At 64.0% G+C, this 26,310-nt stretch carries 25 protein-coding genes; 8 read left to right on the top strand and 17 right to left on the bottom strand.

The genetic code is table 11. The annotated features are described in order from the left end of the window. Window positions 1-2: 2 nt before the first annotated feature. From BRAD3257_RS37970 to BRAD3257_RS37980, 3 genes are all read right to left on the bottom strand, one after another. Window positions 3-1,058, bottom strand: coding sequence for a lysylphosphatidylglycerol synthase domain-containing protein (locus BRAD3257_RS37970; RefSeq protein ID WP_122406088.1), 1,056 nt, complete (start codon window positions 1,056-1,058; stop codon window positions 3-5). Between the two features lie 399 nt (window positions 1,059-1,457). Next, window positions 1,458-1,760, bottom strand: coding sequence for a hypothetical protein (locus BRAD3257_RS37975; RefSeq protein ID WP_162500501.1), 303 nt, complete (start codon window positions 1,758-1,760; stop codon window positions 1,458-1,460). Between the two features lie 2 nt (window positions 1,761-1,762). Further along, the gene (locus tag BRAD3257_RS37980; RefSeq protein WP_122406090.1) at window positions 1,763-3,157 is read right to left on the bottom strand and encodes an OmpA family protein; all 1,395 of its coding nucleotides are present in this window, start codon (window positions 3,155-3,157) and stop codon (window positions 1,763-1,765) included. A 165-nt stretch (window positions 3,158-3,322) separates the two neighbouring features. Here BRAD3257_RS37980 and BRAD3257_RS37985 point away from each other — a divergent pair, with 165 nt between their 5' ends. Together BRAD3257_RS37985 and BRAD3257_RS37990 are read left to right on the top strand one after the other, a co-directional pair. Then, window positions 3,323-4,381, top strand: a complete 1,059-nt coding sequence (locus tag BRAD3257_RS37985; protein WP_122406091.1) for a polysaccharide deacetylase family protein — start codon at window positions 3,323-3,325, stop codon at window positions 4,379-4,381. 182 nt (window positions 4,382-4,563) lie between these two features. Further along, window positions 4,564-5,364, top strand: coding sequence for an SDR family NAD(P)-dependent oxidoreductase (locus tag BRAD3257_RS37990; protein WP_122406092.1), 801 nt, complete (start codon window positions 4,564-4,566; stop codon window positions 5,362-5,364). 181 nt (window positions 5,365-5,545) lie between these two features. Here the strand turns inward: BRAD3257_RS37990 and boxB are convergent, their stop codons facing one another. The 4 genes from boxB to BRAD3257_RS38015 all read right to left on the bottom strand — a co-directional run bounded on the left by boxB (window position 5,546) and on the right by BRAD3257_RS38015 (window position 11,585). Then, a complete protein-coding gene (gene boxB / locus BRAD3257_RS38000) occupies window positions 5,546-6,997 on the bottom strand; it encodes a benzoyl-CoA 2,3-epoxidase subunit BoxB (protein WP_122406093.1) in 1,452 nt (483 codons plus the stop codon). 151 nt (window positions 6,998-7,148) lie between these two features. Continuing rightward, window positions 7,149-8,837, bottom strand: a complete 1,689-nt coding sequence (gene boxC / locus BRAD3257_RS38005; RefSeq protein ID WP_122406094.1) for a 2,3-epoxybenzoyl-CoA dihydrolase — start codon at window positions 8,835-8,837, stop codon at window positions 7,149-7,151. Between the two features lie 137 nt (window positions 8,838-8,974). After that, complete coding sequence (locus BRAD3257_RS38010; RefSeq protein ID WP_122406095.1) at window positions 8,975-9,787, bottom strand: alpha/beta fold hydrolase; 813 nt, start codon at window positions 9,785-9,787, stop codon at window positions 8,975-8,977. A 256-nt stretch (window positions 9,788-10,043) separates the two neighbouring features. Further along, window positions 10,044-11,585, bottom strand: a complete 1,542-nt coding sequence (locus BRAD3257_RS38015; protein ID WP_122406983.1) for a benzoate-CoA ligase family protein — start codon at window positions 11,583-11,585, stop codon at window positions 10,044-10,046. A 213-nt stretch (window positions 11,586-11,798) separates the two neighbouring features. Between BRAD3257_RS38015 and BRAD3257_RS38020 the strand changes: the two genes are divergently transcribed. Further along, window positions 11,799-12,707 (top strand): helix-turn-helix transcriptional regulator, encoded by a 909-nt coding sequence (locus BRAD3257_RS38020; protein WP_122406984.1) that lies wholly within the window; start codon window positions 11,799-11,801, stop codon window positions 12,705-12,707. A 2-nt stretch (window positions 12,708-12,709) separates the two neighbouring features. Further along, window positions 12,710-13,105 (top strand): group II truncated hemoglobin, encoded by a 396-nt coding sequence (locus BRAD3257_RS38025; protein WP_122406096.1) that lies wholly within the window; start codon window positions 12,710-12,712, stop codon window positions 13,103-13,105. Between the two features lie 166 nt (window positions 13,106-13,271). Here the strand turns inward: BRAD3257_RS38025 and BRAD3257_RS38030 are convergent, their stop codons facing one another. Beyond that, window positions 13,272-13,604, bottom strand: coding sequence for a PRC-barrel domain-containing protein (locus BRAD3257_RS38030; protein WP_122406097.1), 333 nt, complete (start codon window positions 13,602-13,604; stop codon window positions 13,272-13,274). A 64-nt stretch (window positions 13,605-13,668) separates the two neighbouring features. Continuing rightward, complete coding sequence (locus BRAD3257_RS38035) at window positions 13,669-14,454, bottom strand: IclR family transcriptional regulator domain-containing protein (protein ID WP_122406098.1); 786 nt, start codon at window positions 14,452-14,454, stop codon at window positions 13,669-13,671. A 109-nt stretch (window positions 14,455-14,563) separates the two neighbouring features. On the opposite strand from BRAD3257_RS38035, the gene BRAD3257_RS38040 reads away from it, so the two are divergent. Together BRAD3257_RS38040 and BRAD3257_RS38045 are read left to right on the top strand one after the other, a co-directional pair. Beyond that, a complete protein-coding gene (locus BRAD3257_RS38040; protein ID WP_122406099.1) occupies window positions 14,564-15,922 on the top strand; it encodes an aromatic ring-hydroxylating dioxygenase subunit alpha in 1,359 nt (452 codons plus the stop codon). A 145-nt stretch (window positions 15,923-16,067) separates the two neighbouring features. Then, window positions 16,068-17,504, top strand: coding sequence for a glutamine synthetase family protein (locus tag BRAD3257_RS38045; RefSeq protein WP_122406100.1), 1,437 nt, complete (start codon window positions 16,068-16,070; stop codon window positions 17,502-17,504). 430 nt (window positions 17,505-17,934) lie between these two features. Here BRAD3257_RS38045 and BRAD3257_RS38050 read toward each other — a convergent pair whose 3' ends face one another. The 7 genes from BRAD3257_RS38050 to BRAD3257_RS38080 form a co-directional block, all read right to left on the bottom strand. Then, on the bottom strand, window positions 17,935-18,648 hold the full coding sequence (locus tag BRAD3257_RS38050) for an ABC transporter ATP-binding protein (protein WP_122406101.1): 714 nt from the start codon (window positions 18,646-18,648) through the stop codon (window positions 17,935-17,937). Continuing rightward, on the bottom strand, window positions 18,641-19,408 hold the full coding sequence (locus BRAD3257_RS38055; RefSeq protein WP_122406102.1) for an ABC transporter ATP-binding protein: 768 nt from the start codon (window positions 19,406-19,408) through the stop codon (window positions 18,641-18,643). Before BRAD3257_RS38055 ends, BRAD3257_RS38050 begins: the two co-directional genes overlap by 8 nt. Beyond that, entirely contained in the window at window positions 19,401-20,345 is a 945-nt protein-coding gene (locus BRAD3257_RS38060; RefSeq protein ID WP_122406103.1) for a branched-chain amino acid ABC transporter permease, read from the bottom strand. The genes BRAD3257_RS38055 and BRAD3257_RS38060 overlap by 8 nt, the downstream gene beginning before the upstream one ends. Before the next feature lie 13 nt (window positions 20,346-20,358). Beyond that, window positions 20,359-21,276, bottom strand: a complete 918-nt coding sequence (locus tag BRAD3257_RS38065; protein ID WP_122406104.1) for a branched-chain amino acid ABC transporter permease — start codon at window positions 21,274-21,276, stop codon at window positions 20,359-20,361. A 393-nt stretch (window positions 21,277-21,669) separates the two neighbouring features. Then, on the bottom strand, window positions 21,670-21,888 hold the full coding sequence (locus BRAD3257_RS38070; protein ID WP_122406105.1) for a hypothetical protein: 219 nt from the start codon (window positions 21,886-21,888) through the stop codon (window positions 21,670-21,672). A gap of 1 nt (window position 21,889) precedes the next feature. Then, the gene (locus BRAD3257_RS38075; RefSeq protein WP_162500502.1) at window positions 21,890-22,546 is read right to left on the bottom strand and encodes an acyl-homoserine-lactone synthase; all 657 of its coding nucleotides are present in this window, start codon (window positions 22,544-22,546) and stop codon (window positions 21,890-21,892) included. Window positions 22,547-22,631: 85 nt separating this feature from the next. After that, window positions 22,632-23,369, bottom strand: coding sequence for a helix-turn-helix transcriptional regulator (locus tag BRAD3257_RS38080; RefSeq protein ID WP_122406107.1), 738 nt, complete (start codon window positions 23,367-23,369; stop codon window positions 22,632-22,634). A gap of 173 nt (window positions 23,370-23,542) precedes the next feature. Here BRAD3257_RS38080 and BRAD3257_RS40500 point away from each other — a divergent pair, with 173 nt between their 5' ends. Beyond that, a complete protein-coding gene (locus BRAD3257_RS40500) occupies window positions 23,543-23,719 on the top strand; it encodes a hypothetical protein (protein ID WP_122406108.1) in 177 nt (58 codons plus the stop codon). 303 nt (window positions 23,720-24,022) lie between these two features. On the opposite strand, the gene BRAD3257_RS38090 is transcribed toward BRAD3257_RS40500, so the two are convergent. After that, window positions 24,023-25,105 carry an ISAs1 family transposase gene (locus tag BRAD3257_RS38090; protein WP_122406031.1) on the bottom strand — a complete coding sequence of 361 codons (1,083 nt, stop codon included), beginning with the start codon at window positions 25,103-25,105 and terminating at the stop codon, window positions 24,023-24,025. A gap of 223 nt (window positions 25,106-25,328) precedes the next feature. On the opposite strand from BRAD3257_RS38090, the gene BRAD3257_RS38095 reads away from it, so the two are divergent. Continuing rightward, a complete protein-coding gene (locus BRAD3257_RS38095) occupies window positions 25,329-26,267 on the top strand; it encodes a LysR family transcriptional regulator (protein ID WP_122406985.1) in 939 nt (312 codons plus the stop codon). Window positions 26,268-26,310 lie beyond the last annotated feature (43 nt).

A 26,310-nucleotide genomic window follows, 5' to 3' on the forward strand; every position in this document is an offset into this window, starting at 1 on the left:
GTTCAGGCGCCGCTGTCGCTGCGCTCTCTCACATAGGCGGCTTCAGGCGCCGGGCCGGGGTCCAGCTTGAGCGCCGCCTGTTGCAGGCGCTTCGATCGCGCGCCGATGATAACTTCTCGAAACGTCAGCAAGATTACAGATAAGACGAAGGGAGACAGATAATAGAGGACGCGGAACAACAGCATGCCGCCGAGCAGCTCCTCCCGGTCCATCTGCCAGAGGCCGACCAGCATGGCGGCATCGAACACGCCGAGGCCGCCGGGCGAATGGCTGGCGAAGCCGAGCAGGGTCGCCGAGACGAAGATCACCGCGACCACGACGAAACCGAGATTGGGCTCGTCCGGGACCAGCACGTACATCGCCAGCGCGCAGAAACCGAGATCGACGATGCCGATCACGATCTGGAGCAGCGTCAGCGGCCCGCCCGGCAGCACCACGGTCCACGGGCCGCGGCCGACCACCCGCGGCTGGGTCCAGACCCAGACCACGTACCCGACCAGGGCGACGATGATCATCAGCGCCAGCGTCCGGTTCAGCCAGGGCGGCAGCTGGTCGATCGAGGCGGCGGCCTCCGGATGGTAGGAGATGCCGAGGCCGAGCACGGCGGCATTGCCCAGCCAGAAGGTCAGGCCGGCGAGGAAGCAGATTTTTGCGACGTCGATCGCGTTCAGCCCATAGGCCGAATAGATGCGGTAGCGCACCGCGCCGCCGGTGAAGACGGACGCGCCGACATTGTGGCCGATCGAATAGCTGGTGAAGGCCGCGAGCGCGTTGATGCGATAGGGCACATGGGCATGGCCGATCGCGCGCACCGCGAACAGGTCGTAGAAAGTCAGGGTGAAATAGCCCGCGGCGACGAACAGCGCCGCCATCGCGATCTGCCTCGGCTCGGTGCTCTTGATCGCCTCGAGGACCTCGTTGAAATCGATGCCCCTCAGCATGTGATAGAGCACATAGCAAGCGATACCGATGACCGCGATGCTGATCACAACTCCAAGCTTATGCAGGATTTGCTTCTGGCGCAGAAACGTCATCGCCCTGCGTATGGGTTCCAGCATCTAGACCTCGAACAACGCTTCAGCGGCCAGGACGGCCGGCGAACAGGCAAACGACGCACAGGCACGCGGCGGCCCTTCACCGCCGGCTCCGGCATCGCGCATGCCCCCTCCCCCTCCACTAGCGCGTTTTCGGGCGAAGTGGAATTCGCCAATTCGAACAAAAACACGTGCCTTCAATATTTTAGGCAGGGTTACGGCTCCTGGGGCACGGCTTGGCGCTTTCGGCGGCAAGGCTCGACGCGAATCTCCATGGCAATCTTGCGCAGACGCCATGAAGTTTTGATGATTTCGGCCGCGCAATGTTCCGTCACGAGTTAAGCCGACGTCAATCTATGGGGCACGCCCGCCCGCTGAAGAGGATGATCGAGGCGGCTGGTCACGTCAGGGTGCACGGCAACATCACGGAGTGGCCGGCGGCACGGTGCGCGAGACCACCCGGTCGCGCAACCAGGCGCCGATGGTGCAGCCGACGAGGTAGCAGGCGAACAAGACCAGCCCGAGATCGAGCCAGTAGCCGAAACGGCCGGGGACCACATGGGTGAATGAGGCAGCGACCAGGCCCGCAACCAGCGCCGCGAGCCAGCGCGCCGTCACCTTCGAGGTGCCGTTGCCGCGCTGGACCACCGAGATCCAGCCCATGCAAAAGCCCAGCAGCAGCGAGCCGATCAGCCAGCCCAGATGGAACGAGACGAGATAAGGCATCGTCACCTCACCAGAAATTCGATGCGGCGGTTCTGCGCCTTGCCTTCATCGGTGTCGTTGCCGGCGACGGGCTGCGTGCTGCCATGGCCGACCGCGGTGAAGCGGCTGGCGGGCAGGCCGGCCTTGACCAGATAATCGATCACCGCCTGCGCGCGCTTTTCCGAGAGCGCCTGGTTGAAGGAGTCCCCGCCGTCGGCGTCGGTGTGTCCGACGACCTCGATATTGGTGGTGGGGCAGCGCAGCGCGGTCTCGATGAGACGATCGAGGATGCCGGCCGAGTCAGGATCGATCTCCGCGCGCTTGGTCGCGAAGCGGATCTTGCCCTTGGTCAGGAGTTCCGAGAACAATTGCTGGCACACGGTGCCGTCGACGGGGCCTGCCGCCGGCTTCACGGTGATCTCCGGCTTGTACTGCCAGTTTTTCGGGAAGTCCTTGCCGAGGCCTGCGCGGATGTCGTTGGCGGCTCCTTCGTAAAGCGCATCGCCCGACAGCTTCACCTCGCGGTCGGAGACGACGAGCGTGCCGGTCGACAGCCGCGACAGCGCGCCGAGCGCTGCGACGACTGCCGTGCTGAAGGCGCCGGGTGCGCCGATGCTGGCCTTGAGATTGTCGACGACCTTCTCGGTGAAGAACTTTCGCGACGCGCTGGTGGCGATCGCCGCGTGGACGTTGTTGTCGGGAACGTAGCCGGTCAGCGTCACCGTCGCTGCCACCGGATCCTTGTAGGCCTGGAAGATATAGGGCGGCGCCTTGATCTCGTTGGCGGCAATCGAAAAACCCTCCGGCAGGTTCTTCAGCGCCGCTGCGATCGATTCGCGGCCGCCGAGCTCGCGCGCCATGCCCGACAGATTGACCTTGGTGTCCGTGATCGTGATCTTGCCGTCCTTGAGCTTGCCGATCTGATCCAGCAACAGCATCGCGGCGGCCTCGAACCGAGGCGGCGCGCCGCGGGCCAGCCCCATCTGGTCGGCCACCTCGACGCCGCCGACCTCCTTGCGGGCAGCCTCGGTCAGCCGCGCCTTCATCGACGGCAAGGGCGCGGAGCCCGACAGCGTCACCCGCACCACGTCGCGCTCGGCGTTCCAGACGAAGGGCTTGGCCTCGGGAACAAGGCGCGTCCGGTCGTCGACCAGCCGCACGCCCGGGACGATTTCGACCGCCATCACGGCGTCGCGGCGCCCCTCCTCGGAAAAGGCATCCGCGGCAAGGCTGACGTCGCGGCCATCGACCGCGATCCGGGTCTTGTCCAGAACGGTATCCTTCAGCGCAGCCGAACTGCGGGCCGAAAGATCGGCCTCGACCGGTAAGGTATTATTCCAGGCCGCAAATCCCCACATGACGGCCAGGGGGATCAGCCCCGGCCACCATTTGCTGGCCCAACTGAAAAGCTTCTGCATTCGACGACCCGAACTCTGGAAACGGAGACAAAACAAACCCTTGGCAGGCTGTCAAACCGGAAATGGCGCCGTACCGAAGGCCCCGGCCGGACAATCGGAATAACTTTTTCTTCAAGGGTTCTTCCGTAAGTTGAAACCGGAATGCCAGAGTCCCCCCAGCCGGTCATGAAACAATTGCGTAACAACGTCATCCGGGCCGGGCTGGGAGCACTCTATTTCAGCGGGGCACACCACCTGCTGCGCCCGCTTTTGTCCGGCGTCGGCGCCATATTCATGCTGCACCATGTGCGGCCGGCCCGTGAGGCCGCGTTCCAGCCGAACAGGCATCTCGAAGTCACCCCCGAATTCCTCCGTGCGACGCTGCGCCATTTGCGCTCGCGCGACATCGACATCGTCAGCATGGACGAACTGCATGAGCGGCTGGTGCAGGGCCGGTTCGACCGCCGCTTCGCCGCCTTCACCCTCGACGACGGCTATCGCGACAATCTGGACTACGCATTGCCGGTGCTGCGCGAATTTGACGCGCCGCTGGCGGTCTATGTCGCGAGCGATTTTGCCGAGGGCACCGGACGATTGTGGTGGACAGCACTGGAGGCCGTGATCGCCAAAGCCGAGCAGATCGAGGTCAAAATCGGCCATTCCGCGCTGCGGCTCGATGCGACGACGATTGCGGCGAAGCAGGCGGCGTTCGACCGCCTGCACGACTGGCTGCGTGCGCTGCCGGGCGAGCACGACCTGGCGCGCGAGATCGGGGCGCTGTGCACGACATACGACGTCGACATGGCAGCGCTGTGCCGCAGCCTGTGCCTGTCCTGGGCCGAGGTGAAGACATTTGCCGCCGATCCGCTGGTCACGATCGGCGCGCATAGCGTCAGCCATTGCAACCTCGCCAAGCAGGCGGAAGACATCGCCGCGCAGGAGATGGCCGTGAGCCGCGCGCGGATCGAGCAGGCGCTGGAGCGCCCCGTGTTGCATCTCGCTTATCCCTATGGCGACCGCGACGCCGCGGGGACGCGCGAATTCGCCCTTGCCGCATCCGCCGGCTTCAAGACCGCGGTGACGACGCGGCCCGGCATGCTGTTCGCGGAGAATGCCGGCCACATGACCGCGCTGCCCCGCGTCTCACTCAATGGCAACTACCAGGACACGCGGATCCTGCCGGTGCTGACCTCGGGCGCCGCGACCGCGATGTGGAATGGCTTTCGCCGGATCGCGGCGGCTTGATTCGTCCGCATAGTCAGACCTCATCCTGAGGGCGCTCCGAAGGAGCGCGTCTCGAAGGATGGGCCGCCCGCATCCTTCGAGACGCGCTGACGCGCTCCTTCGGGATGAGGGCGGAGTTGGCGGCCCTTCCTTGACTCCCCTCCCGGCCCCGCTCACAACGAGCGCCAACCAAGGGAGGTACCATGTTCAACGATCTGTTCTCGCTCAAAGGCCGTGTCGCGCTGGTGACCGGCGGCTCGCGCGGCATCGGCAAGATGATCGCGGCGGGATTCCTCAGCGCCGGCGCGGCAAAGGTCTACATCACCGCGCGCAAGGCCGGCCCGTGCGAGGCGACCGCGCAAGAGCTCACCGCGCAATATGACGGCGAATGCATCGCGCTGCCGATCGACATCTCCACCGTCGAAGGCTGCAACAGGCTCGCCGGCGAAATCATCAGGCTGGAGCCGAAGCTCGACATTCTCGTCAACAATGCCGGCGCCGCCTGGGGCGCGGAGTTCGACGAATTCCCCGAAAGCGGCTGGGACAAGGTCATGGACCTCAACGTCAAGTCGCTGTTCTTCCTGACCAAGGCGCTGGCGAAGCCGCTCCGCGCGGCCGCGAGCGCGGAGCGGCCGGCGAAGGTGATCAACATCGCCTCCGTCGATGGCATCTTCGTCAATCCGAGCGAGACGTATTCCTACGCTGCCAGCAAGGCGGCCGTGATCCATCTGACTCGGCGCATGGCGACGAAGCTGATCAAGGACAACATCAACGTCACCGCGATCGCGCCGGGCGCGTTCAAGTCCGACATGAACCGCGCCGCGCGCGACCATGCCGACGAGGTCGCAAAGCGCATTCCGGCGCGGCGGATCGGCAGCGACGAGGACATGGCCGGCGTCGCGATCTATCTCGCCTCGCGCGCCGGCGATTATGTGGTCGGCAACACCATCGCGGTCGACGGCGGAGTGGTGTACGCGAACGCAGGGCTGGAGATCGCAGGGTAGGCGGGAAGGACTTCGGCAAAGGCCGCGCCTTACACACTCTGTCATGCCCCGCGAAGGCGGGGCATCCAGTACGCCGCGGCCTATCGGCTCAATCACTGCTGCCGCGGAGTACTGGATCACCCGCTTTCGCGGGTGATGACAGTCTTCGTATGGTGCGACGGACGCGCCTCGCGAGCAGCCGTTACGACTCGATCTTCACGTACTCGAAATCGCCGGGCTTGTTGTCGATGCCGACCTTGGGCGGCGAGATCCAGGAGGCGAACTGGCCGATCTCGGTGACGGGCTGCATCAGCGAGGTGATGAAGTCGCCGTCGCTCGCCGAGGGCAGCCATTCATCCCGACGCTTCGCCCAGGTGGCCTCGTCGATCAAGATGCCGTCGGGCGTCGCGTGCACGTCTTTGAACTCGCCGATGTGGCGATGGAAGGCGACGTTGGGCAGCGTCAGCTTGAAGTCGTAGCCCGCGGTCGAGATCACCTTGTTCCAGCGCAGCATGCCCTTGATGCAATCCTGGGTGTAATCGTCGCGCAGGCGCATGTTGAGCGCGGTCAGCGCCGGCTCGTCGACCAGCTTGGCCTCGCCGTTGATCAGCTTGAGCACCGGATAGGTGGAATTCTTGAGCTGGTGATCGTCGTCGATCTGGGTCTCGTGATAGCGGCCCTTGATGCCGGCGTTGAAGGCGTTGGCCGCGTTGGTCGAGACCTCCGAGCCGAACAGGTCGAGCGACAGCGTGTAGTGCAGGTTCAGCTTCTTCTGGATGGTCGGCAGATCGATCACGCCGAGCGCGCGCACCTTGGCGATGTCGGTGGGATCGCTGATGCCGGCTTGCTTCATCGCATCGCAGGTGCGCTGCACGACGCGGGTGATGCCGGTCTCGCCGACGAACATGTGATGCGCCTCTTCCGTCAGCATGAAGCGGCAGGTGCGCGACAAGGGATCGAAGCCCGACTGCGCCAGCGAGTGCAGCTGCATCTTGCCATCGCGGTCGGTGAAATAGGTGAACATGAAGAAGGACAGCCAGTCCGGCGTCGCCTCGTTGAAGGCGCCCAGCATGCGCGGCGCATCGGCATCGCCCGAGCGGCGGCGCAGCAGATCATCGGCTTCTTCACGTCCGTCGCGGCCGAAATACTTTTGCAGCAGGTAGACCATCGCCCAGAGATGGCGGCCTTCCTCGACATTGACCTGGAACAAATTGCGCATGTCGTAGAGCGAGGGCGCTGTCTTGCCGAGATGGCGCTGCTGCTCGACGGAGGCGGGCTCGGTGTCGCCCTGGATCACGATCAGGCGGCGCAGCATGGCGCGATGCTCGCCCGGGACTTCCTGCCAGGCCGGCTCGCCATAATGCTCGCCGAACGGAACGACGCGATTCTCTTCCTGCGGAGCAAGGAGAATGCCCCAGCGATATTCGGGCATGCGCACGTAGTCGAACTTGGCCCAGCCGCGCGGATCGACCGAATAGGCCGTGCGCAAATAGACCAGCGATTCCTGGAAGCCCTCAGGGCCCATGTCGCTCCACCAGTCCATGTAACCGGGATGCCAGCCTTCCAGCGCCTTGAGCACCTGGCGGTCTTCGGCGAGGTTCACGTTGTTGGGAATCTTGGTCGAGTAGTCGACGTTCATGATGTTCATGTTCATGGCCGTGCTCCTTGCGATCTCTTCCCGTCATGCCCGGCCTTGTGCCGGGCATCCACGTTCTTGCTTCTTTGAGCCAAGGACGTGGATGGCCGGGACATTTGTGCAAAGACGCGCTTCGCGCTTCTGCCCGGCCATGACGCAGTGAAAGTCATCAAACCCGCGTCATATCGAATTTCGGCTTCTGCCCGCTGCCGTAGCGGCGCAGCGCGCCTTCCTCGCCGACCGCGTTGGGGCGCTGGAAGATCCAGTTCTGCCAGGCGGTGAGGCGCGCGAAGATTTTCGATTCCATCGTCTCGGGACCGACGAAGCGGAGGCTCGCTTCCATGCCGGTGAGACTGTCGGGCGAGAAGCTGGCGCGCTCCTCGAGGAAGACGCGGACCTCGTCATCCCAGTCGATGTCGTCGAGCGCGAAGGTGACGAGGCCGAGCTCTTCCGCCTGCTCGGCGTCGAGCGCGGTGCCGAGCGTTGCTTCCGCGCGCTCCACATCGGACGGATCGGCCTGGAAGCGTGATTGAAGCCGCGTCAGCCCATGGCTCATCGGATAGGGACCGAAGTTCATCGCCGAGAGCTCGATCGACGGCGGCGGGCGGTTGTCGCCCTGGCGCGTGCCGATCAGCATGTAGGAGCGGTCGGCGGCGAAGACGAGCTCGGCGAGCGTGCCGGCAAAGCAGGAGCCGGGCTCGACCAGCGTCACCAGCGTACGCGAGGTGACGTCGATGCGCTTCAGCACGCGCTTCCAGTAGTGCCTGATCTCGTTGACCAGCCAGTGCGCCTTGTTGGCTTCGAGGAAGGCATCGCAAGCGAGCACATGGGCGCGGTCGCCATGGCTCTTGAACACCAGCATGGCGATCTCGAGCTCGTTGATGCGCAGATGCAGAATCGCGTCATCGAGCTCGCGCGCGACCTGGAGCGGCCAGAACGAAGCCCCCTGCGCCATCATGGCGTCGATGTCGGCCGGCGGCGCGGTCTCCGGTGCCTTGATCGAGATGGTCGCGATGCGAGCAGTGCGATCGATGTCGACGGTGACGAAGCCGTAACGGATGCTGTTGTCGTCGATGATGCGCTTGAGCGGCGTCAGCGCAATGCCCTTGCCGCTGCCGGTGCGTTTCGAAGCGGCCGCAAATTCCCTGGCGCGCTCGGCGATCCTGGCTTCCAGCTTCGAGTTCGGCGCGATCTCGTCGACGAGGCGCCACTGCACGGCGCGCTTGCCTTTCACGCCTTCCTCGATGGTGCAGAAGACATCGGCGTGGTCGCGGCGCACCTTGCGCTTGTCGACCACGCGAGTGAGGCCGCCGGTGCCGGGCAGCACCGCGAGCAGCGGCACTTCGGGCAGCGCGACAGCCGACGAGCCGTCATCGGCGAGGATGATGTGGTCGGTCGCAAGCGCCAGCTCATAGCCGCCGCCGGCGGCCGAGCCGTTCACCACCGTGATGAAGCGCTGGCCGGAATTCTCCGAGGAGTCTTCCATGCCGTTACGGGTCTCGTTGGTGAACTTGCAGAAGTTGACCTTGTGGGCGTGCGTCGAGCCCGCGAGCATGCGGATGTTGGCGCCGGCACAGAACACGCGGTTCTTGGCCGAGCGCATGATGACGACCTTCACCCCGGGATGCTCGAAGCGCAGGCGCTGGATCGCGTCCGCAAGCTCGATGTCGACGCCGAGGTCGTAGGAATTGAGCTTGAGCAGGTAGCCCTCGAACAGGCCGCCATTTTCGTCGACGTCCATGGTCAGCGTCGCGACGTCGCCATCGACCGTGAGCTTCCAGTGCTTGTAGCGGGACGGTTCGGTCTGGAAATCGATGAACGTCGCGCCGCCTGCGAGGCGCCGATCTTCCCCGGCCATTGGTCATCCCTGAGCTTGATTATGGGTTTTGGTTTGAGCGTTAGATGCACAATAATGCATCTTATCGGACAAGTCTAGACCGAATCTAGGCCTTATATGCACTTTGCTTCATCTGACGCGACACCCCCAGATGCGCTTCACGCCGCCTGAAGTCCCGGATCATCCCGCAAGGCCGCCCTTGCGAACTGCGCGATCGCGTCGAGCGTGGGCCCCGGCACCTCGCGATGCGGGGAATGCGCTGCGCCCGCAATGATCGTCAGGTCGACCGGGCAATAACATTCCTCCTGCGCGATCTCGGCTTGGCGCAAGGTCCCGTATTGGTCGTCGACGCCCTGCACGACCATGATGGGCACGCGGATATAGGCGAGATATTCGGAGATATCCCAATCGCGGAATTTTGGATCGAGCCAGGCGCCGTTCCAGCCGTAGAAGGCGTTGTCGACGTCCTTGTGCCAGCGCGCCAGCTTTGTCTTGAGATCCGTGGTCTCGAACGTCGTCTTGATCGCGGCAATGGATTTGATCGAGATGTCCTCGACGATGAAATGCGGAGCGATCAGCACCAGACCGCTCAGGCGATGATCCTGATGCGCCCCGGCATAGATGGTGGCGATCGAAGCACCGTCGGAATGGCCGAGCAGGAGGCCACGCTTGAACCCGATCGCATCGAGCAGCTTCGGCAGCACGTCCAGCGCCTCGCGCTGCATGTAATCGAGCGGCCGCGGCAACGCGACCGGACTGGACTGCCCGTAACCGGCGCGTGAGTAAACGAAGATGCCAGCGCCGGTCGCCTGCTGCAGCTTCTCCGGGAAATCGCCCCAGAGGCCTGCCGACCCGAGGCCTTCATGCAGCATGACGATGGTGGGGGCGTCAGACGATTGCGGCGCAAGCCATTTGTATTCGAGGCTGGCGCCATCGATACTGAGGAAGCCGGTGGGGGTGAGGTTGGTCATGGTCCAATTCCCATTCCTAGCCAATACCGAGATGCCCACCCTCCCCTGGAGGGGGAGGGTCGATTCACAGCGAGCGCAGCGAGATGTGAAGCGGGGTGGGGTGACAGCCTCTCCGCGGGTGCGGTGCCCGTTGAGAGATCACCCCACCCCGTCACGCGTCTCGCTACGCTCGATCGCGTGCCGACCCACGGGCGAGCTACGCTCGTCCCGGACCCCTCCAGGGGAGGGTAAGCGAGCGCGTTCGCCGCCAACTCACTCAATGTGCCCCTTCCCGCAGCTTGAATCGCTGGATCTTTCCGGTCGCGGTCTTCGGCAGCGAGTCCACCACTTCGATCCAGCGCGGATATTTCCACGGACCGATCTTCTGCTTGACGTGCTCCTTGAGCATCTCCTGCAAGTCCGTCGTCGTTGCGCCCGGTCGCAGCACGACGAAGGCCTTCGGCTTCAACAGGCCTTCCGGATCGGCCTCAGGCACGACGGCCGCTTCCAGCACCGCCGGATGCGTGATCAGCGCGCTCTCGACCTCGAAAGGCGAGACCCAGATGCCGGAGACCTTGAACATGTCGTCGGCGCGGCCGCAGAAGGTGTAGCGGCCATCCGCGTCACGAACATATTTGTCGCCGGTGCGGGTCCACGGCCCTTCAAATGTGCGGCGGCTCTTGTGGCGCTGATTCCAATAACCCTCGCCAGCGGAAGGCGCATCGACCAGCAATTCGCCGACCTCGCCGTCGGCGACGTCCTGGCCGGCCTCGTTGACGAGCCGCACTGCATAGCCCGGCACCGGCTTACCTGACGTGCCGTATTTGATGTCGCCGGGCGCATTCGACAGGAAGATGTGCAGCAGCTCGGTCGAGCCGACGCCGTCGAGGATATCGACGCCGAAGCGCGCCTTCCAGCTGATGCCGACGGATTCCGGCAGCGCCTCGCCGGCGGAGGTGCAGATGCGCAGGGCCTTGCCGCCACGCTCGGCCTTCACGGTCTCGTCGTTGAGCATGGCCGCGAACAGGGTTGGCACGCCGTAGAAGATCGACGGGTTGTAGCGGTTCATCAGGTCGAACATGCGCGCCGGCGTCGGCCGCTCGCTGTTGAGGATCACGCTGGCGCCGACCGACATCGGGAAGGTCAGGGCATTGCCGAGGCCATAGGCGAAGAACAGTTTTGCCGCGGAGAGACACACGTCGCTTTCGCGGATGCCGAGCACCTGTTTCGCATAGGTGTCCGCCGTCGCCTGCAAATTCGAATGCAGATGGCGCACGCCCTTGGGCATGCCGGTCGAGCCGGACGAGTACAGCCAGAAAGCCGGTTCGTCCGCATGCGTCGCGGCGGTGGTGAACTGATCGCTCTCGCCTGAGAGCTCCTCGGCGAGCTGCTTGTGGCCGTTCTGCTTGGCGCCGGAGACCACGACATACTCGAGATCGGGCATGCGGCCGACCACGTCCTTGATGACGGGATAGAGCGCTTCGGACACGAACAGCACCCGCGCGCGGCAGTCGGCGAGGATGTAGGCGTATTGGTCCGCGGTCAGCAGCGTGTTGAGCGGCACCGGCACGATGCCGGCGCGGATCGCGCCCAGGAACACGATCGGGAAATCGACCGTATCGAGCATGATCATCGCCACGCGCTCCTCGCGGCGGACGCCGAGCCGGCGCAGCATGTTGGCGGCGCGCCGGGTTTGTTGCTGGAGCTCGCCATAGGTGAGCCGCGAGACGGTGTCGTCGAAGGCAAGCTTGCTGCCGCGGCCCTCCTCGACGTTTCGGTCGAGCAGCCAGGTCACCGCGTTATAGGATCCCTCGCTCACGGACATCTCCCCCGAATTTAGAATTATAATTCATAGAAAGACATCACGACGGCTTGCTGTCAATGCCAGCAGGCACTATGTTTCATTAAAACGCGCCGCAGGACACCTGTAAAGAAGGCCTCCGGAGCATCGCAAGCATTGGTTCATGGTGCTTGAGGTCGACGGACCGCAATTTTTCTGAGGGACAACGATGCCGATCCAATGCAAGATCTCATGACCGAAAGTCCCGACGCCGAATCCCGCTTCCTCGAACAGCTCGGCCAGCGCGTACGCACCATGCGCGCACTGCGCGGCATGTCGCGCAAAGTGCTCGCCAAGGTATCTGGGATTTCGGAGCGCTACATTGCGCAGCTCGAAAGCGGCAAGGGCAACGTCTCCATCGTGCTGCTGCGCCGCGTCTCCGACGCGATGGGCGCACACCTCGAAGACCTGCTGCCGAGCGCCGATCCGACGCCGGACTGGCAGATGTTTCGCGACCTCCTGCGCAAGGCGACCCCCAGCCAGATCGCGCAGGCCAAAGATCTGCTCACCGGGGGCAGCGCCTCCGCGCCGCGGCGCGCGCCATTCTGCGGCATCGCGCTGATCGGCTTGCGTGGCGCCGGCAAGTCCACACTCGGCAGGATGCTGGCGAAGAAGATCGGCTGGAGCTTCGTCGAGCTCAACAAGGAGGTCGAGCAGCAGAACGGGCTCTCGGTCGCCGAGATCATCGCGCTCTACGGCCAGGAAGGCTTTCGCCGCATGGAGCAGGCGGCGCTGCAGCAGCTGCTCGCGCGCAACGAGCTGATGGTGCTGGCGACCGGCGGCGGCATCGTCTCGGAGCCTTTGACCTTCGACCAGGTCCTGACCTCGTTCTACACGATCTGGCTGAAGGCCGAGCCCCAAGAGCACATGGCGCGCGTGCGCCGCCAGGGCGACCTGCGCCCGATGGCGGATGATCGCTCGGCGATGGCGGAGCTGCGCAACATCCTGCTCAGCCGCGAGCCGCTCTATTCGCGCGCAACCGCGGTGGTGGATACGGCAGGATTGTCGGTGGATGACGCCGCAGCAAGGCTGATCGATGCGGTGCGGCCGGTGCTGCAGAACGAAGCCCGCAGCTTCGGGCTGCGCAGTGTGGCGCTGTAGGGATGACCGACACTGACATCACAATTTCCATGTTCGAGCGGATCGGCGGCAGCGCCACGATCGATCGTCTGGTCGACCGCTTCTACGACCGCATGGACACGCTGCCGGAGGCGCAGGTGATCCGCGCCATGCATGCGGCCGATCTCGGCCTGATCAGGGACGTGCTGAAACGCTATCTCACCGAATGGACAGGCGGCCCGCGGCTTTACTCCGTCGAGAAGGGCCATCCGCGGCTGCGCCAGCGCCATTTCGGTTTCGCCATCGGCGATGCCGAGCGCGACGCGTGGATGCTCTGCATGCGCGGCGCGCTGGAAGAAGCGGTGACAGACAGCGCGGCGCGGCGGGATCTCGATCAGGCGCTGTCCGGTCTTGCCGATTGGATGCGCAACCGGCCGTGACGTAGCCTGGGTGAGCGAAGCGACGTCCGGGGTCTTAGCTTCCCGGGTATCGCTTCGCGACGCCGCTAAAGCATGATCCGGAAAAGTGCGAAGCGGTTTTCCGGAAAGATCATGCGTAAACAACAAGCTAAAGCGCGATGACGATTCATCCAAATCTCATCGCGCTTTAGACCGACCAGTAATGCGGATGCGGATACGGCCGCGAGCGGTCGCCCCAGTCGAACGCCTCGCCGTCGAACTCGCACGGGCCGCTGCTGAGCTCCTCCAGCGTCGAGTCGATCTGGAACGCCTGCCGTCCCGGATCGTATTTCAGCGCGCTCCACTGCAGCGGATAATGATGATGGGTGCCGAGCAGCCCGCCGGTCTTGATCACGGCATAGGCGACCATTCCGCTCATCTTGTCGAGCATCAGCCGTTCGATCGTGCCGAGCTTCGTGCCGTCGCGTCCGTAGACGGCAACGTGCTCCACGCGATCACTGGGAACCATGGTATGGTGCATGGGCTCCTCCCTGTTCTCTTGTGCTGGCGACGATTATAGCACCGGTTTCGAGGCGAGGGAGGAACTACAGAAGCTGCGAGCGCACGGCCTCGGCGCCTTCGCGCAACAGCGGCAGGAAGCGGTCGATCAGTTCCTGCGCCGGCACGCGATCGACATGCGCGCCCATGTTGATGGCCGCGACGATCACGCCGTCGTAGCGGCGGACGGGGACCGAGATCGAGCGGAAATGCGGCTCGGCCTCGCGGTCGACCAGCGAATAACCCTGCGCGCGGTCGGCCGTGATGCGCGCGAGCAGCACCTTCGGGTCGGTCACCGTCTGCGGCGTCAGCGCCTCGCGCTTCATCGCATTCAGGCGCGCGGCGAGATCGGTATCGCCGAACTGCCCCAGCATGGCGCGGCCGACCGAGGTGCAGAAGGCCGGCAGGCGATAGCCGATCTCCAATCCGCCCGAGAACACCCGCGTCGGGCCGCCGCGGGCGATGAACACGACATCGTCACCATCGAGCACCGCCAGCGAGGAGATTTCCTGCGCCGCGGTCGCGATGCGGTCGAGCACGGGTTGAAGTACGGCAATGATCTGGCTCGAGCGCAAATATGATGCGGCCAACGTCAGCACATGCGGGGTCAGCGAGAACAACTTGCCATCGCCGGAGACGTAACCGCCGCGCTGAAGCGTGAACAGCATGCGCCGTGCGGTGGCGCGCGGCAGATCGGCGGCGCGGGCGAGATCGCTCAGCGTCATCGGGCCGGCCGTGGTGCCGAAGCACTGCAGCAGCCGCAGGCCGCGATCGAGGGCCTCGACGAAGTCCGTCGCGCGCTCGTCGCTCTCGCTGCGCTTCAGCTTGGGCATGGCTTCGGGACAATCCTGCAAAATAGTGCTTGCTGCCGCTCCAAGGCATGGCATAATTCGCCCATTCGTTCAATAGGCGAACAATCGCCTCCACAAGGATGCACGCGCCATGATGAGCCAGGAGCAGAACGACCTGATCACCCGCACCGGGCCGAAGGACCCCTGCGGCAAGCTGATGCGGAGCTACTGGCAGCCGGCGGCGCTGGTGGATGAGCTGGAAGGCGCGCGGCCGATCCGTCCCGTCAGGCTGCTCGGCGAGAACCTGGTGCTGTTTCGCGACGAGAGCGGACGCTATGGGCTGATCGACCGCCACTGCGCGCATCGCGGCGCCGACCTCGCCTTCGGGCGTTTGGAGCATGGCGGCCTGCGCTGTGCTTTCCATGGCTGGCTATTCGACGCCACCGGCCAGTGCATCGAGACGCCGGCCGAGCCGAAGGATTCAAAACTCTGCCAGAACATCCGCCAGCGCTCCTATCCCGTGGTGGAGAAGAGCGGCATCCTCTGGGCTTATCTCGGCGAGAGTGCGCCGCCCGCATTCCCGGAGATCGACTGCTTCATCGCGCCGGGCAGCCATACGTTCGCGTTCAAGGGGCACATGGCCTGCAACTGGCTGCAGGCGCTGGAGGTCGGCATCGATCCCGCCCACGCCTCCTACCTGCACCGCTTCTTCGAGGACGAGGACACCTCGACCGCCTACGGCAAGCAATTCCGCGGCGCCTCGGCCGGCTCCGACCTGCCGATGACGAAGATCCTGCGCGAATACGACCGCCCGATCATCAATGTCGAGCACACCGAATATGGCCTGCGGCTGATCGCGCTGCGCGAGATCGACGCGGAACGGACGCATGTGCGCGTCACCAACCAGCTGTTCCCGCACGGCTTCGTCATCCCCATGAGCACGGAGATGACGATCACGCAGTGGCACGTGCCCGTCGATGACGAGAACTGCTACTGGTACGCGATCTTCACCAGCTACACGAACCCGGTCGACGAGAAGAAAATGCGCGACCAGCGGCTCGAGCTCTATGAGCTGCCCGACTACAAATCGCGCAAGAACCGCAGCAACGATTACGGTTTCGATCCGCACGAGCAGCAGACCGCGACCTATACCGGCATGGGCAACGACATCAACGTGCACGACCAATGGGCGGTGGAATCGATGGGCGCGATTCAGGACCGCACCAAGGAGCATCTCGGACAGTCCGACAAGGCGATCGTGCAGTACCGCCGCCTGCTGCGGCAGGAGATCGAGAAGGTCCAGAACGGCGAGAAGCCGATGCTGTTCCTGGACGAGGCCAACGCACGCAGCATCCAGGGACCGGCGACGATGGACGGCATCGGGCCGACGCGGGGCTGGGAGACCTACTGGATGGAAGTCGACGTCAAGCGCCGCCGCGGCGCGCCCTGGACGGCGCCGGTGCCGAAGGAGATCGAAGGCAAGGTGCATCGGCTGACGGCGGCGGAGTGACGTCTATTCCCGTCATTGCGAGCCAAGCGAAGCAATCCAGTCTGTCACCGCCGGCGCATTGCTGGATTGCTTCGTCGCAAGAGCTCCTCGCAATGACGGAGAATGTGGCGCATGCTTCGAGCCTCACGACTGAAGGAGTAGCAAAGTGACTTTCGTCGCGCGCCATGCGCTGTGGTCGGATGAGCAGAAAGATGCGGCAACGCGCATGCGCCGTATCGCCGAGGAAAAGAACCTCGAGGTCATCCGCCTCGCCTTCCCCGACCAGCACGGCATTTTGCGCGGCAAGACCGTCGTCGCCGCCGAGGCGATCGCCTCGCTCGAAAGCGGCTGCTCCATCACCACGACGATGCTCGCCAAGGACACCTCGCACCGCACGGTGTTTCCGGTGTTCACGTCAGGCGGCGGCTTCGGCATGAAGGAGATGGAGGGCGCGGCCGATGTGCTGATGGTCGCCGATCCCACCACGTTTCGCGTGCTGCCATGGGCCCCGGCGACGGGCTGGGTGCTGTGCGACCTCTATTTCAACGACGGCCGCCCAGTGCCGTTCGCAACCCGCCGGCTCTACAAGAGCGTGCTCGATGAGCTCGGCACGCGTGGTTACGACTTCATCGCGGGCCTCGAAGTGGAATTTCACATCTTCAGGCTCGACGATCCGCACATGCGCGCGGAGGATGCCGGCCAGCCGGGCACACCGCCATCGGTGAGCCTGCTCAGCCACGGCTATCAATATCTCACCGAGCAGCGCTTCGATCAGATGGAGCCGGTGCTGGAGATCTTGCGGCGTGACATCGTCGCGCTTGAGCTGCCCTTGCGCTCGGTCGAGGTCGAGTTCGGACCCAGCCAGTGCGAGTTCACCTTCCAGCCGAGGAAAGGGCTGGAGCCCGCCGACAACATGGTGCTGTTCCGCTCTGCCGTGAAGCAGATCGCGCGACGCCATGGCTATCACGCCACCTTCATGTGCCGCCCAAAACTGCCGAACGTGTTCGCCAGCGGCTGGCACCTGCATCAGTCGATCGTCTCGCGCACGAGCGGCGAGAACCAATTCATGGCGAATGCGGAGGGCGAGCCGCTCAGCGCGTTCGGCCGGGCCTATCTCGCCGGCCTGCTCGACCACGCGCGCGCATCGACCGTGTTCACGACCCCGACCATCAACGGCTACAAGCGCTATCGGTCCTATTCGCTGGCCCCGGACCGCGCGATCTGGGGCCGCGACAATCGCGGCGTGATGATCCGCGTGCTCGGAGGCGCCGGCGATGCCGCAACGCGCCTGGAGAACCGCATCGGCGAGCCCGCCGCCAATCCCTATCTCTACATGGCCTCGCAGATTCTCTCAGGCCTCGACGGCGTCGACCGCAAGCTCGATCCCGGCCCCTCGGCCGACACGCCCTACGAGACCAAAGCGCCGCCATTGCCGAAAAGCTTGCGCGATGCAGTCGCCGCGCTGAAGGACGACCCGTTCTTCCGCGAGAAGCTCGGGGCTGAATTCGTCGACTACTACGCCCACATCAAGAACGCCGAGATCGATCGCTTCCTGTCTGAAGTGACCGACTGGGAGCATCGCGAATATTTCGAGATGTTTTGAGGACGATCCGCCTCACGCTTCCGTGAGACGACTTCGTCTCCCCTGTTCCGACGACATCCCGCAGCGGTCCGACGAAGCCATTTTCCGTCTCCCTCGAAAAACGGCGGAAAGACACCGTGCCTAGACTGCCGCTCCATGATCAACAGCGGAGTTCGATCATGTGGGATCAATTGTTCAGCCTGATCTATCGCCTGTCATGCCGGTCCACCCTGATCGAGATCGGCACGCATCGGCTGGCGCGTTAGCCGCCACTGAGTGCGTCGATCGAGGCTCGCGTGATCCACGAGCTGCACCGCCACGGGATTTGTTGGCAAGGGCGCACCGCCCTTTCCTGTGTCATTGCGAGCGAAGCGAAGCAATCCAGAATCTTTCCGCAGCGGCAATCTGGATTGCTTCGCTGCGCTCGCAATGACGGGGAGAGAGCGGCGCCTCAAATCCCCAGATATTTGTGCTGCAAATCCGGCGCCGCCATCAGCTCGTTCGATGTGCCGCTCCATACGGTTCTGCCGCGCTCGATGATGTAGTGGCGATCGCAGATGCGGGCGAGATGGTCGACGTTCTTGTCGACGACCAGGATCGACTGTCCCCGGTTCTTGAGCAGCGACAGGCAATTCCAGATCTCCTCGCGGATCAGGGGCGCGAGGCCCTCGGTCGCTTCGTCCAGAATCAGAAGCTTCGGGTTGGTCATCAGCGCGCGGCCGATCGCGAGCATCTGCTGCTCGCCGCCGGAAAGCTGGTTGCCCATGTTGGCGGCGCGTTCGGCCAGACGCGGGAACAGCACGTAGATCGCGGCGAGCGTCCAGGGATTGCTGCTGCCGAAACGATCAGCCGCGGCGGCGACGAGGTTTTCGCGCACGGTGAGGTTCGGGAAGATCTGACGTCCCTCGGGAACGAGGCCGACGCCGAGCTTGGCAATTCTGTAGGACGGAAGCTGCCGCACTTCGGCGCCCGCGAAGCGAATGGTCCCGGCGCGTGCCGGGGTCAGTCCCATGATGGAGCGGATGGTCGTGGTCTTGCCCATGCCGTTGCGGCCCATCAGCGAGACCATCTCGCCCGGCTTGATCGACAGCGACAGGCCGAACAGCACCTGGGAGAGGCCGTAGCAGGTCTCGATGCCGTCGATCTCGAGCAGCGTGTCAGCCATGATGCGTCACCACATGCTGATCGCCGAGATAGGCGCGCTTGACGTCCTCGTTCTGGCGGATCGCGGCCGGATCGCCGGAGGCGATGACGCGGCCATAGACCAGCACCGAGATGCGGTCGGCGAGCGCGAACACCGCCGGCATGTCGTGCTCGACCAGCACGATCGAGACTTCTTTGCGCAGCTCCTGGAGCAGTTTGACCATGCCTTGGGATTCGGTGACGCCGAGGCCGGCCATGGGCTCGTCGAGCAGTAGCAATTTCGGCTTACTGGCGAGCGCGACCGCAAGCTCGATCTGGCGCCGCTCGCCATGGCTGAGCTTCGACACCAGCACATCGGCGCGATGGGCGAGACCGACGCGGTCGAGCGCGGCATGGGCGGCATCGCGCAGGCCCGTCTCCTTGCGCGCGTTGGCGAAGAAGCGGAACGAGGTGCCGGCATGCGCCTGCGCCGCGAGCGCGACATTGTCCGCGGCGGTGAAGTCGAGCAGCAGCGAAGTGATCTGGAACGAGCGCGCAAGGCCGAGCGCGCAGCGGCGATAGGCTGGCAAATAGGTGATGTCGCGCCCGGCCAGCGAGACGCTGCCGGAATGCGGCGCGAGATGCCCGGTGAGCTGGCTGATTAGCGTGGTCTTGCCGGCGCCGTTCGGACCGATGATGGCATGCAGCTCGCCGCTGGCGACGTCGAGCGAGACGTTGTCGGTCGCGATGATGCCGCCGAAGCGGCGCACCAGCTTTTCGACGCGGAGCAGGGGTTCAGCCACGGCCAGCCCTCCCGAGCACGCCCATGATGCCGCCGCGGCCGAACAGAACGATGAGCAGCAACAGCGGACCCATGATCAGCGCCCAATATTCGGTGATCTGCGACAGGAACTCTTCCAGCAGCAGATAGACCACCGCGCCCATCACAGGGCCGAACAGCGTGCCCATGCCGCCCAGGATCACCATCACCATGAGGTCGCCGGAACGCGTCCAGTACATCACGGCCGGGCTGACGAAATCGGTGTTGTTGGCGAGCAGCGCGCCGGCAAGGCCGCACATCGTGCCTGATATGACGAAGCAGACCAGCTGGTAGCGCTTGGCCGGAAAGCCGATCGCCTGCATGCGCTGCTCGTTGGAGCGCAGGCCCTGCACGACGAGGCCGAAGCGCGAATTGACGATGCGCCAGATCAGGAAGATGACGCCGAACAGGCAGGCGAGGCAGAGATAATAGAACTGCGTGCGGTTCGACAGGTCGATCAGCCCCGAGAAGTCGCTGCGCTTGTAGATGGTCAGGCCGTCATCACCACCGTAGCGCGCCAGCCCCGAGGCGACGTAATAGGCCATCTGCGCGAAGGCGAGCGTGATCATGATGAAATAGACGCCGCGGGTGCGCAAAGAGAGCGCGCCGATCACGAGCGCATAGATCGCGGAGGCCGCGAGCGCCACCGGAAACTGAATGAAGCCGGAACCCACGCCTTCCTGCGCAAGCATGCCGACGGCGTAGCCGCCGATGCCGAGATAGGCGGCATGACCAAAGCTCATCATGCCGCCAAAGCCCATGATGAGGTTGAGGCTCGCCGCCGCCAGCGCCAGGATGACGATGCGGGTGAACAGCGTCAGGATGAAGATGTTGCCGGACAGAGACGAATAGAGCGGCAGCAGCACGAGGCCCGCCAGCATCAGGGCCGTGACGGCCTTGCTCACGCTCAGACCTTTCATCGACGCAAGCTCTTCATCTGCGATGGGCCGGAAACAGCCCCTCCGGCCGCACCACCAGCACGATCGCCATCAAGAGATAGATCAGCATGGAGGACAGCGCCGGCGCGGCGGTGGAGGCGGCGGCGCCGCTCAGCACCTGGCGCAACAAGTTCGGCAGGAAGGCACGGCCGAGCGTGTCGATCATGCCGACGAAGATCGCGGCGAGGAACGCGCCGCGGATCGAGCCGATGCCGCCGATCACGATGATGACGAAGGCGAGGATCAGGATGTTCTCACCCATGCCGATCTGCACGGTGAGGATCGGCGCCTGCATCAGGCCGGCGAGGCCCGCGAGCGCAGCCCCCAAGCCGAACACCAGCGTGTAGAGCAACTTGATGTTGATGCCGAGCGCGCCGATCATCTCGCGGTTGGAGGCGCCGGCACGGATCAGCATGCCGATGCGGGTACGCATCACGCCGAGATAGAGCAGCAGCGCAACCAGCAGCGCCACCACGATGATGGCGAGGCGATAGGCCGGATAGTGAATGCCGGGCAGGATCGGCACCGGCACCGTGAGCCAGGCGGGCAAAGGCAGCGCCAGGCCTGCCGGGCCCCAGATCAGCCGCACGGCCTCGTTGAAGAACAGGATCAGGCCGAAGGTTGCGAGCACATGGTCGAGATGATCGCGGCCATAAAGATGCCGCAGCGCCGTCACCTCCAGCACGATACCGAGTACCAGCGTAGCCCCTAACGCCATCAGCGCGCCGAGCACGAAGCTGCCGGTCCAGGCCGCAAAGGTCGCGGCAAAGTACGCGCCCATCATGTAGAGCGAGCCGTGCGCGAGGTTGACGAGATCCATGATCCCGAACACCAGCGTCAGGCCCGCGGCGAGCAGGAACAGCAGCAGGCCGAACTGCAATCCGTTCAAGAACTGTTCGACGACGAGCAGCATCAAGACTCTTTCAGGCGCGCGTAGCGTCGCGCCGATGTTCGAACACGGTCGCCATCAGTGAAAGAGCTCCCCCTGCCTCTTCAAGGCCGAAAAATGGGTAATGGCAGTATCGTTCCGAGGCAAGAGCGATTCGACACCAAACATGCACTTTGTTGCATGCCGACGCATGCGATCGAAATCGATCGCGCAAGAATGCTGCCGTGCCGGCTGGGGCAACCTGCCGCACCCAAACCAACACCCTCTCGCCGGCGGACCGAAGAGAGGGTGCAAGTTCGTCGGAAGGCAGGGAAGTCTAACGCGCGATGAGATTTGGATGAATCGTCATCGCGCTTTAGCTTGTTGTTTACGCATGATCTTTCCGGAAAACCGCTTCGCACTTTTCCGGATCATGCTTTAGTGCGACGTCATCTGCCGGGGGAGGTCGTCGGGCTCGGCGAGCACGCTGTTGGCCGTCGAGGCCTCCAGCGCTGCCATCCGGAACAGATAGGCGAGCGTCGCCAATCCAGAATCGTCCGCCATCTGCGCCAGCTCGAGCGCCATGTCGGACATGTAGCAGAGGTTCTCGTCCTTCGTTTGCGCCATGATCTGGCTGTCCCGCATCATGTTCGACATCTCAGGCGCTCTTTCGTTGCGCGGCGCAGCCGCAGAGGTTGGCACGGGCGATGCAGTCGATACGCGGACCGTCCTGCTGGACGACGCTCGTCATCCCGATACGGTCACGCACGATATCAAGCGACTCCTGCCGAATATCGATCGTTGCGGCCATGGTCCAGGAATTCTCGACCAGCGCCGGTAATCCCAGCGGCGTCACGACGAATCCGATGTCATGGAAGCGCGGTAGCCACCAGGTCTCCATGACGAGACAGAGCCGCTCGAGGCCCTGATCGAGACAGAACTCCTGCGCTGCCGCCATCAATTGCAGATTGAACACGCCGTCGCGGCGCTCGCGCGAAACGAAGAAGCGCGACCACTCCCAGACCAGCGGGTCCGATGGGCAACCGCGCACCGCGGCGAGATGCGGGAAGACCTCGCCCATCATCGTCGGCTTGGTGGTCGGATACAGGCGGGAGCCGCCGAGCACCCGGCCACTTTCGAGAGCCAGAAGGTAGACCGCGTCCTCATTGTCGTAGGTATCGATCTCGCGACCGTCGGGCTTGCGCAGTGCCTCCCAATTCCGCTCCTCGACAAAGATCTCGTGACGGACCCGAAAATGCTGTTCCAGGACACCCTCGTAGAGGTGCCGATTGACGGCAGAAATCACATGAATCATGAACTCCCCCATGGCTCGAAATGGGGGAAGCCTCAACGAAAAAGGCAAAGCCGACTATTGGGAAATTTCCCAGTAGGCGACGATTTCAAGGAGTGATGATTCTGTGGCGGATCGCGATTGCGACCGCATGCGTCCGGTTGACGGCGCCGAGCTTGCGCGCGGCAGTTGCAAGGTGCTCTTCCGCCGTGCGTTGCGTGATGTTGAGGATCTCGCCGATCTCCCAGGCGGACTTGCCTTGGGAGGCCCAGGCGAGCACCTCGCGCTCGCGGGGGGTGAGCCGGGTCGACGGATGCGGCGCCGGATCAAGCAGACGGCGAATGTGATCAAAGCCGTACATCGCGATCAGATGCAGCGCCGGCTTGCTGCGGGCGTTGAGATCGAGATGGACGCCACCGAGCGAGACGCCGGCCTCATAACCGGTCAAGCCGTGGATCGGCACCACGAAGCCGCGCGACATGCGGAAATCGGCGGCGCGCCGCATCACCTCCACCGCGCCCGGCTCTAGCTCCGGATCATACGGCGCTTCAGACCACTCGAAAGGGTTCACCGTCTGCCGGCATTTGCGGATCACGGGATCGACGCGATCGTAGCTCCTTTGGGTGTAGAGGCTGAACCACTCCGCCGGCCACTTCTTGGCGAGCACCATCTGGGAGAAGCGCTGATCGGGATTGGGCAGGCCCGTTACGATGATGTGTTCGAAGCCGTACCGAGCGAAGGCGGTCGAGAGCGCATCCACGGCGTCCGGAATCTTCGTGTAGGCGCTAAGCCCCTCGATGAAGTCGAGCGCCTCCCGGCCATAATCCACGGCATCTGCGGCAGACATCAGTGCGTTTCCTGACCCTGGCCTCCCATATAGCATGTACATGTATTTGGGGGCTGCCCCAATTTCGCTGCTCCGTAGTTTGCCGGTGTTCCGTCTGCTGCGAAGATTTAATCTACTTGTGGAGGAAGTGAGGTCCAGTTACACCTGAACGCGTCCGAAGCGGGAAAACCACCATGGAAGACGAGGACATCGCCCTCAACAGCGTGCTCGGCCTGGAATTGAACCGCGTGTTTTTCGCCGTCCGCGAAACGGCCAACAAGCAGAAGATCATCGAGTTTGCGCGCGAGGTGCTGCAAAGCGAGCGCGCGGAGCTAGCCGAGAGCGTGTTGCCGGAAGGGCCGGCGAGCTAGAGCGCCGTTGCAACAGAAAGAGCAACAGATCGCGCCAGGAGGACGCCTCTCCATCTGAACGCGCGGATTTCGGTCGAAACGCTTTGACCGGGAAATTACTCCGCCATCGTCAGCCACGAGTCAGCGTCGCTCTTACCCTCCCCTGGAGGGTCCCTGGAGGGGGAGGGTCGGCTCATATTGAGCGCAGCGAAATATGAGACGGGGTGGGGTGACGGTCCCTCCGCGACGAACAGTGCCCGAGTGGAGAGATCACCCCACCCCGCTCGCGCTGCGCGCGATCGACCCTCCCCCTCCAGGGTAGGGCTATCGCATATGGGCGAGGGCGGAGAGAAGGAAGTCATTATTCCATCTGGCTTGGAGCATTTTGTGGCTGATGCGGGCAGGACCGGGCGTTGCCTGCAGGGTATTGATGGCCAGCTTGCGGATGAGGGCGAGATTTTCGGCGGCGTGATCTTTGCGGCTGCGGCAGGCATCTTCGTCGAACAGAACGTCGAGAACCCAGTGCAGGTTGTTCTCGATGCTCCAGTGGGCACGCACGACCTCGAGCAGCTTTTTGGCCGACAGCAGGCGCGAGGCGAGGAAGTATCGGACCGTATGCTTGGCGGTCTTGCCAGAGTTTGCGCGCCAGCTGTCGATGCGACCGACTGCGGCGATAGCGGGGAAGTCGTATTGCTTCGCCAACTGAGGAGCCGGCGCGACGATGGCCTGCCGGCGCTCGGCGCGACCGTGGGCAGTGGCTCTTCGTTGACTCGCTCGCGCGGGCTTTCGGGCTGTATCGACCAACGTCTTGGCGGCCTTGAAGAGCCGGCCACGGTTACTCTTGATGGCCAACACGTAGTGCCCCTTCCGGTCGCGGATGGCCTGCGCGGTGTCGGGCCGGCAATGCAAGGCATCGGCGGTGACAAGAGCCCCGTCCAGATCGAGCAGCGCGAGAACTTCGAGAGCCCCGGCAACCTCGTTGCGGTTGGGAGCCTTTCTCTGAGCCAGCGCCATGCGAGTGCCTGCGGCCCAGACATTGACCATATGCAGCGGCGTGGCCTGCCGGCCCCGCGTGTAGGCCCCGCGCAGCGCCTTGCCGTCGATGCTGACCACCCCCTTGATGCCGAAGCTCTTGCTGAACTTGCGCAAAACCGCTTCCAGCCCCTTCGGGTCCAGCGCACGGAAGACATTGCTGAACGTATCGTGGCTCGGAATGCCGTGCCTGAGCTCCAGGAAGCGCCGCAACAGCTCCTCGCGGCCTTGGCCAAAGAACTCGAACTCGGTGCAGGTCTTGGCGCCAGCCAGCGTCGCCGCCAAGGCGATGACGAGGATCTCCACAAGATCATGTCGGGTGTTGCTGGCGCGCGGGTCCTTGAGCGATCGAAACAGGCGCTTGAGCTTGCGCATTCAGGTCTCCCTCTGGAATCGAGAGACACCCAAAGAATCCAGTTCCAACCGCTTGGCAACACCCTGCCAGCACCATATGCGATTCCCCTACCCTCCAGGGGAGGGTAGGGCAGCCCGCCAGCCTCCGTCCACATCGCACACACTTGCCGCTGGATGACATCGCATTTCTCGTGAGATGATCGCCGCCACGATCTCTTGTCGATGCCAGGGACATTTCAACGCCATGATGACGCTGCGCCAGGTTGAAGTGATCCGTGCCGTGATGGTGACGGGCACCATCGGCGGTGCGGCAAAGCTGCTCAACGTCTCGGCGCCCGGGATCAGCCGCCTCGTCAAATACACCGAGCGGTCGCTCGGCATCCGCTTCTTTCAGCGCCAGAACGGGCGCTACTTCCCGACGCCGGAAGCCGAGAACATCTTCGAGCAGATCAACGGCGTCTATAAGAAGGTCGACGACCTCTCCGAGATCATCTCCAAGATCGGCCGCGGCGGCCTCTCGGAGCTGCGCATCGGCTCGGTGCCGAGCATCTCACAGGTAATGGTGCCGCGCGCCATCGAGCGTGTCCGCCGCCGCTATCCCGATCTCGGCATCGACATCAACATCCTCAAGCTCGAGGAGGCCATCGACTACCTGATGCTCGGCCGCGGCGAGTGCGTGGCGATGAGCTACCGGCTGGAGCATTCCGGGCTCGACTTCATGCCGCTTGCCTCGGGCGAGCTCTATTGCATCGTGCCGGCGGGTCACGAGCTCGCCGGCCGCAAGCAGGTTTCCGCCGCCGAGATCACCCGCTATCCGCTGATCGGCATCGATCCCAACGACCCTTACGGCCGGATCATGGCCGAGATCTTCGCGCGCAACCGGCTCGACTACAACATCACCATCCGTGCGCGCTTCGGCACCACGGTCTGCGCGCTGGTGAAGGCGGGGCTCGGCATCGCCATCATCGACCAGTTCACGGTCGCCCATGGCGGCTATCCCGGGATCGAGCTTCTGAAGATCACCGAGCCGACGCGGTTCGACACCTACATCGCAGTCAAGCGCGGCACGCCGCTGTCGCTGCATGCGGAGTACTTCATCGAAGCCCTGCGCACCGAGATGCGCGCGGTCGAGCCGTCCCGTGGCAATGGCAAGGGCACCCTGGCACGCGGGCGAAAGAAATAACATCATGTTCGGTTTGTCGGATAAAAGGGTAATTGTGTTAGGC

The organism is Bradyrhizobium vignae, assembly GCF_900324035.1.
Taxonomy (GTDB): Bacteria; Pseudomonadota; Alphaproteobacteria; order Rhizobiales; family Xanthobacteraceae; genus Bradyrhizobium; species Bradyrhizobium vignae.

Coding starts and splice junctions, on each gene's coding strand:
- BRAD3257_RS37970 (WP_122406088.1), bottom strand. CDS start 1,058: ATGCTGGAACCCATACGCAGGGCGATGACGTTTCTGCGCCAGAAGCAA.
- BRAD3257_RS37975 (WP_162500501.1), bottom strand. CDS start 1,760: ATGCCTTATCTCGTCTCGTTCCATCTGGGCTGGCTGATCGGCTCGCTG.
- BRAD3257_RS37980 (WP_122406090.1), bottom strand. CDS start 3,157: ATGCAGAAGCTTTTCAGTTGGGCCAGCAAATGGTGGCCGGGGCTGATC.
- BRAD3257_RS37985 (WP_122406091.1), top strand. CDS start 3,323: ATGAAACAATTGCGTAACAACGTCATCCGGGCCGGGCTGGGAGCACTC.
- BRAD3257_RS37990 (WP_122406092.1), top strand. CDS start 4,564: ATGTTCAACGATCTGTTCTCGCTCAAAGGCCGTGTCGCGCTGGTGACC.
- boxB (WP_122406093.1), bottom strand. CDS start 6,997: ATGAACATGAACATCATGAACGTCGACTACTCGACCAAGATTCCCAAC.
- boxC (WP_122406094.1), bottom strand. CDS start 8,837: ATGGCCGGGGAAGATCGGCGCCTCGCAGGCGGCGCGACGTTCATCGAT.
- BRAD3257_RS38010 (WP_122406095.1), bottom strand. CDS start 9,787: ATGACCAACCTCACCCCCACCGGCTTCCTCAGTATCGATGGCGCCAGC.
- BRAD3257_RS38020 (WP_122406984.1), top strand. CDS start 11,799: ATGACCGAAAGTCCCGACGCCGAATCCCGCTTCCTCGAACAGCTCGGC.
- BRAD3257_RS38025 (WP_122406096.1), top strand. CDS start 12,710: ATGACCGACACTGACATCACAATTTCCATGTTCGAGCGGATCGGCGGC.
- BRAD3257_RS38030 (WP_122406097.1), bottom strand. CDS start 13,604: ATGCACCATACCATGGTTCCCAGTGATCGCGTGGAGCACGTTGCCGTC.
- BRAD3257_RS38035 (WP_122406098.1), bottom strand. CDS start 14,454: ATGCCCAAGCTGAAGCGCAGCGAGAGCGACGAGCGCGCGACGGACTTC.
- BRAD3257_RS38040 (WP_122406099.1), top strand. CDS start 14,564: ATGATGAGCCAGGAGCAGAACGACCTGATCACCCGCACCGGGCCGAAG.
- BRAD3257_RS38050 (WP_122406101.1), bottom strand. CDS start 18,648: ATGGCTGACACGCTGCTCGAGATCGACGGCATCGAGACCTGCTACGGC.
- BRAD3257_RS38060 (WP_122406103.1), bottom strand. CDS start 20,345: ATGAAAGGTCTGAGCGTGAGCAAGGCCGTCACGGCCCTGATGCTGGCG.
- BRAD3257_RS38065 (WP_122406104.1), bottom strand. CDS start 21,276: ATGCTGCTCGTCGTCGAACAGTTCTTGAACGGATTGCAGTTCGGCCTG.
- BRAD3257_RS38070 (WP_122406105.1), bottom strand. CDS start 21,888: ATGTCGAACATGATGCGGGACAGCCAGATCATGGCGCAAACGAAGGAC.
- BRAD3257_RS38075 (WP_162500502.1), bottom strand. CDS start 22,546: ATGATTCATGTGATTTCTGCCGTCAATCGGCACCTCTACGAGGGTGTC.
- BRAD3257_RS38080 (WP_122406107.1), bottom strand. CDS start 23,369: ATGTCTGCCGCAGATGCCGTGGATTATGGCCGGGAGGCGCTCGACTTC.
- BRAD3257_RS40500 (WP_122406108.1), top strand. CDS start 23,543: ATGGAAGACGAGGACATCGCCCTCAACAGCGTGCTCGGCCTGGAATTG.
- BRAD3257_RS38090 (WP_122406031.1), bottom strand. CDS start 25,105: ATGCGCAAGCTCAAGCGCCTGTTTCGATCGCTCAAGGACCCGCGCGCC.
- BRAD3257_RS38095 (WP_122406985.1), top strand. CDS start 25,329: ATGATGACGCTGCGCCAGGTTGAAGTGATCCGTGCCGTGATGGTGACG.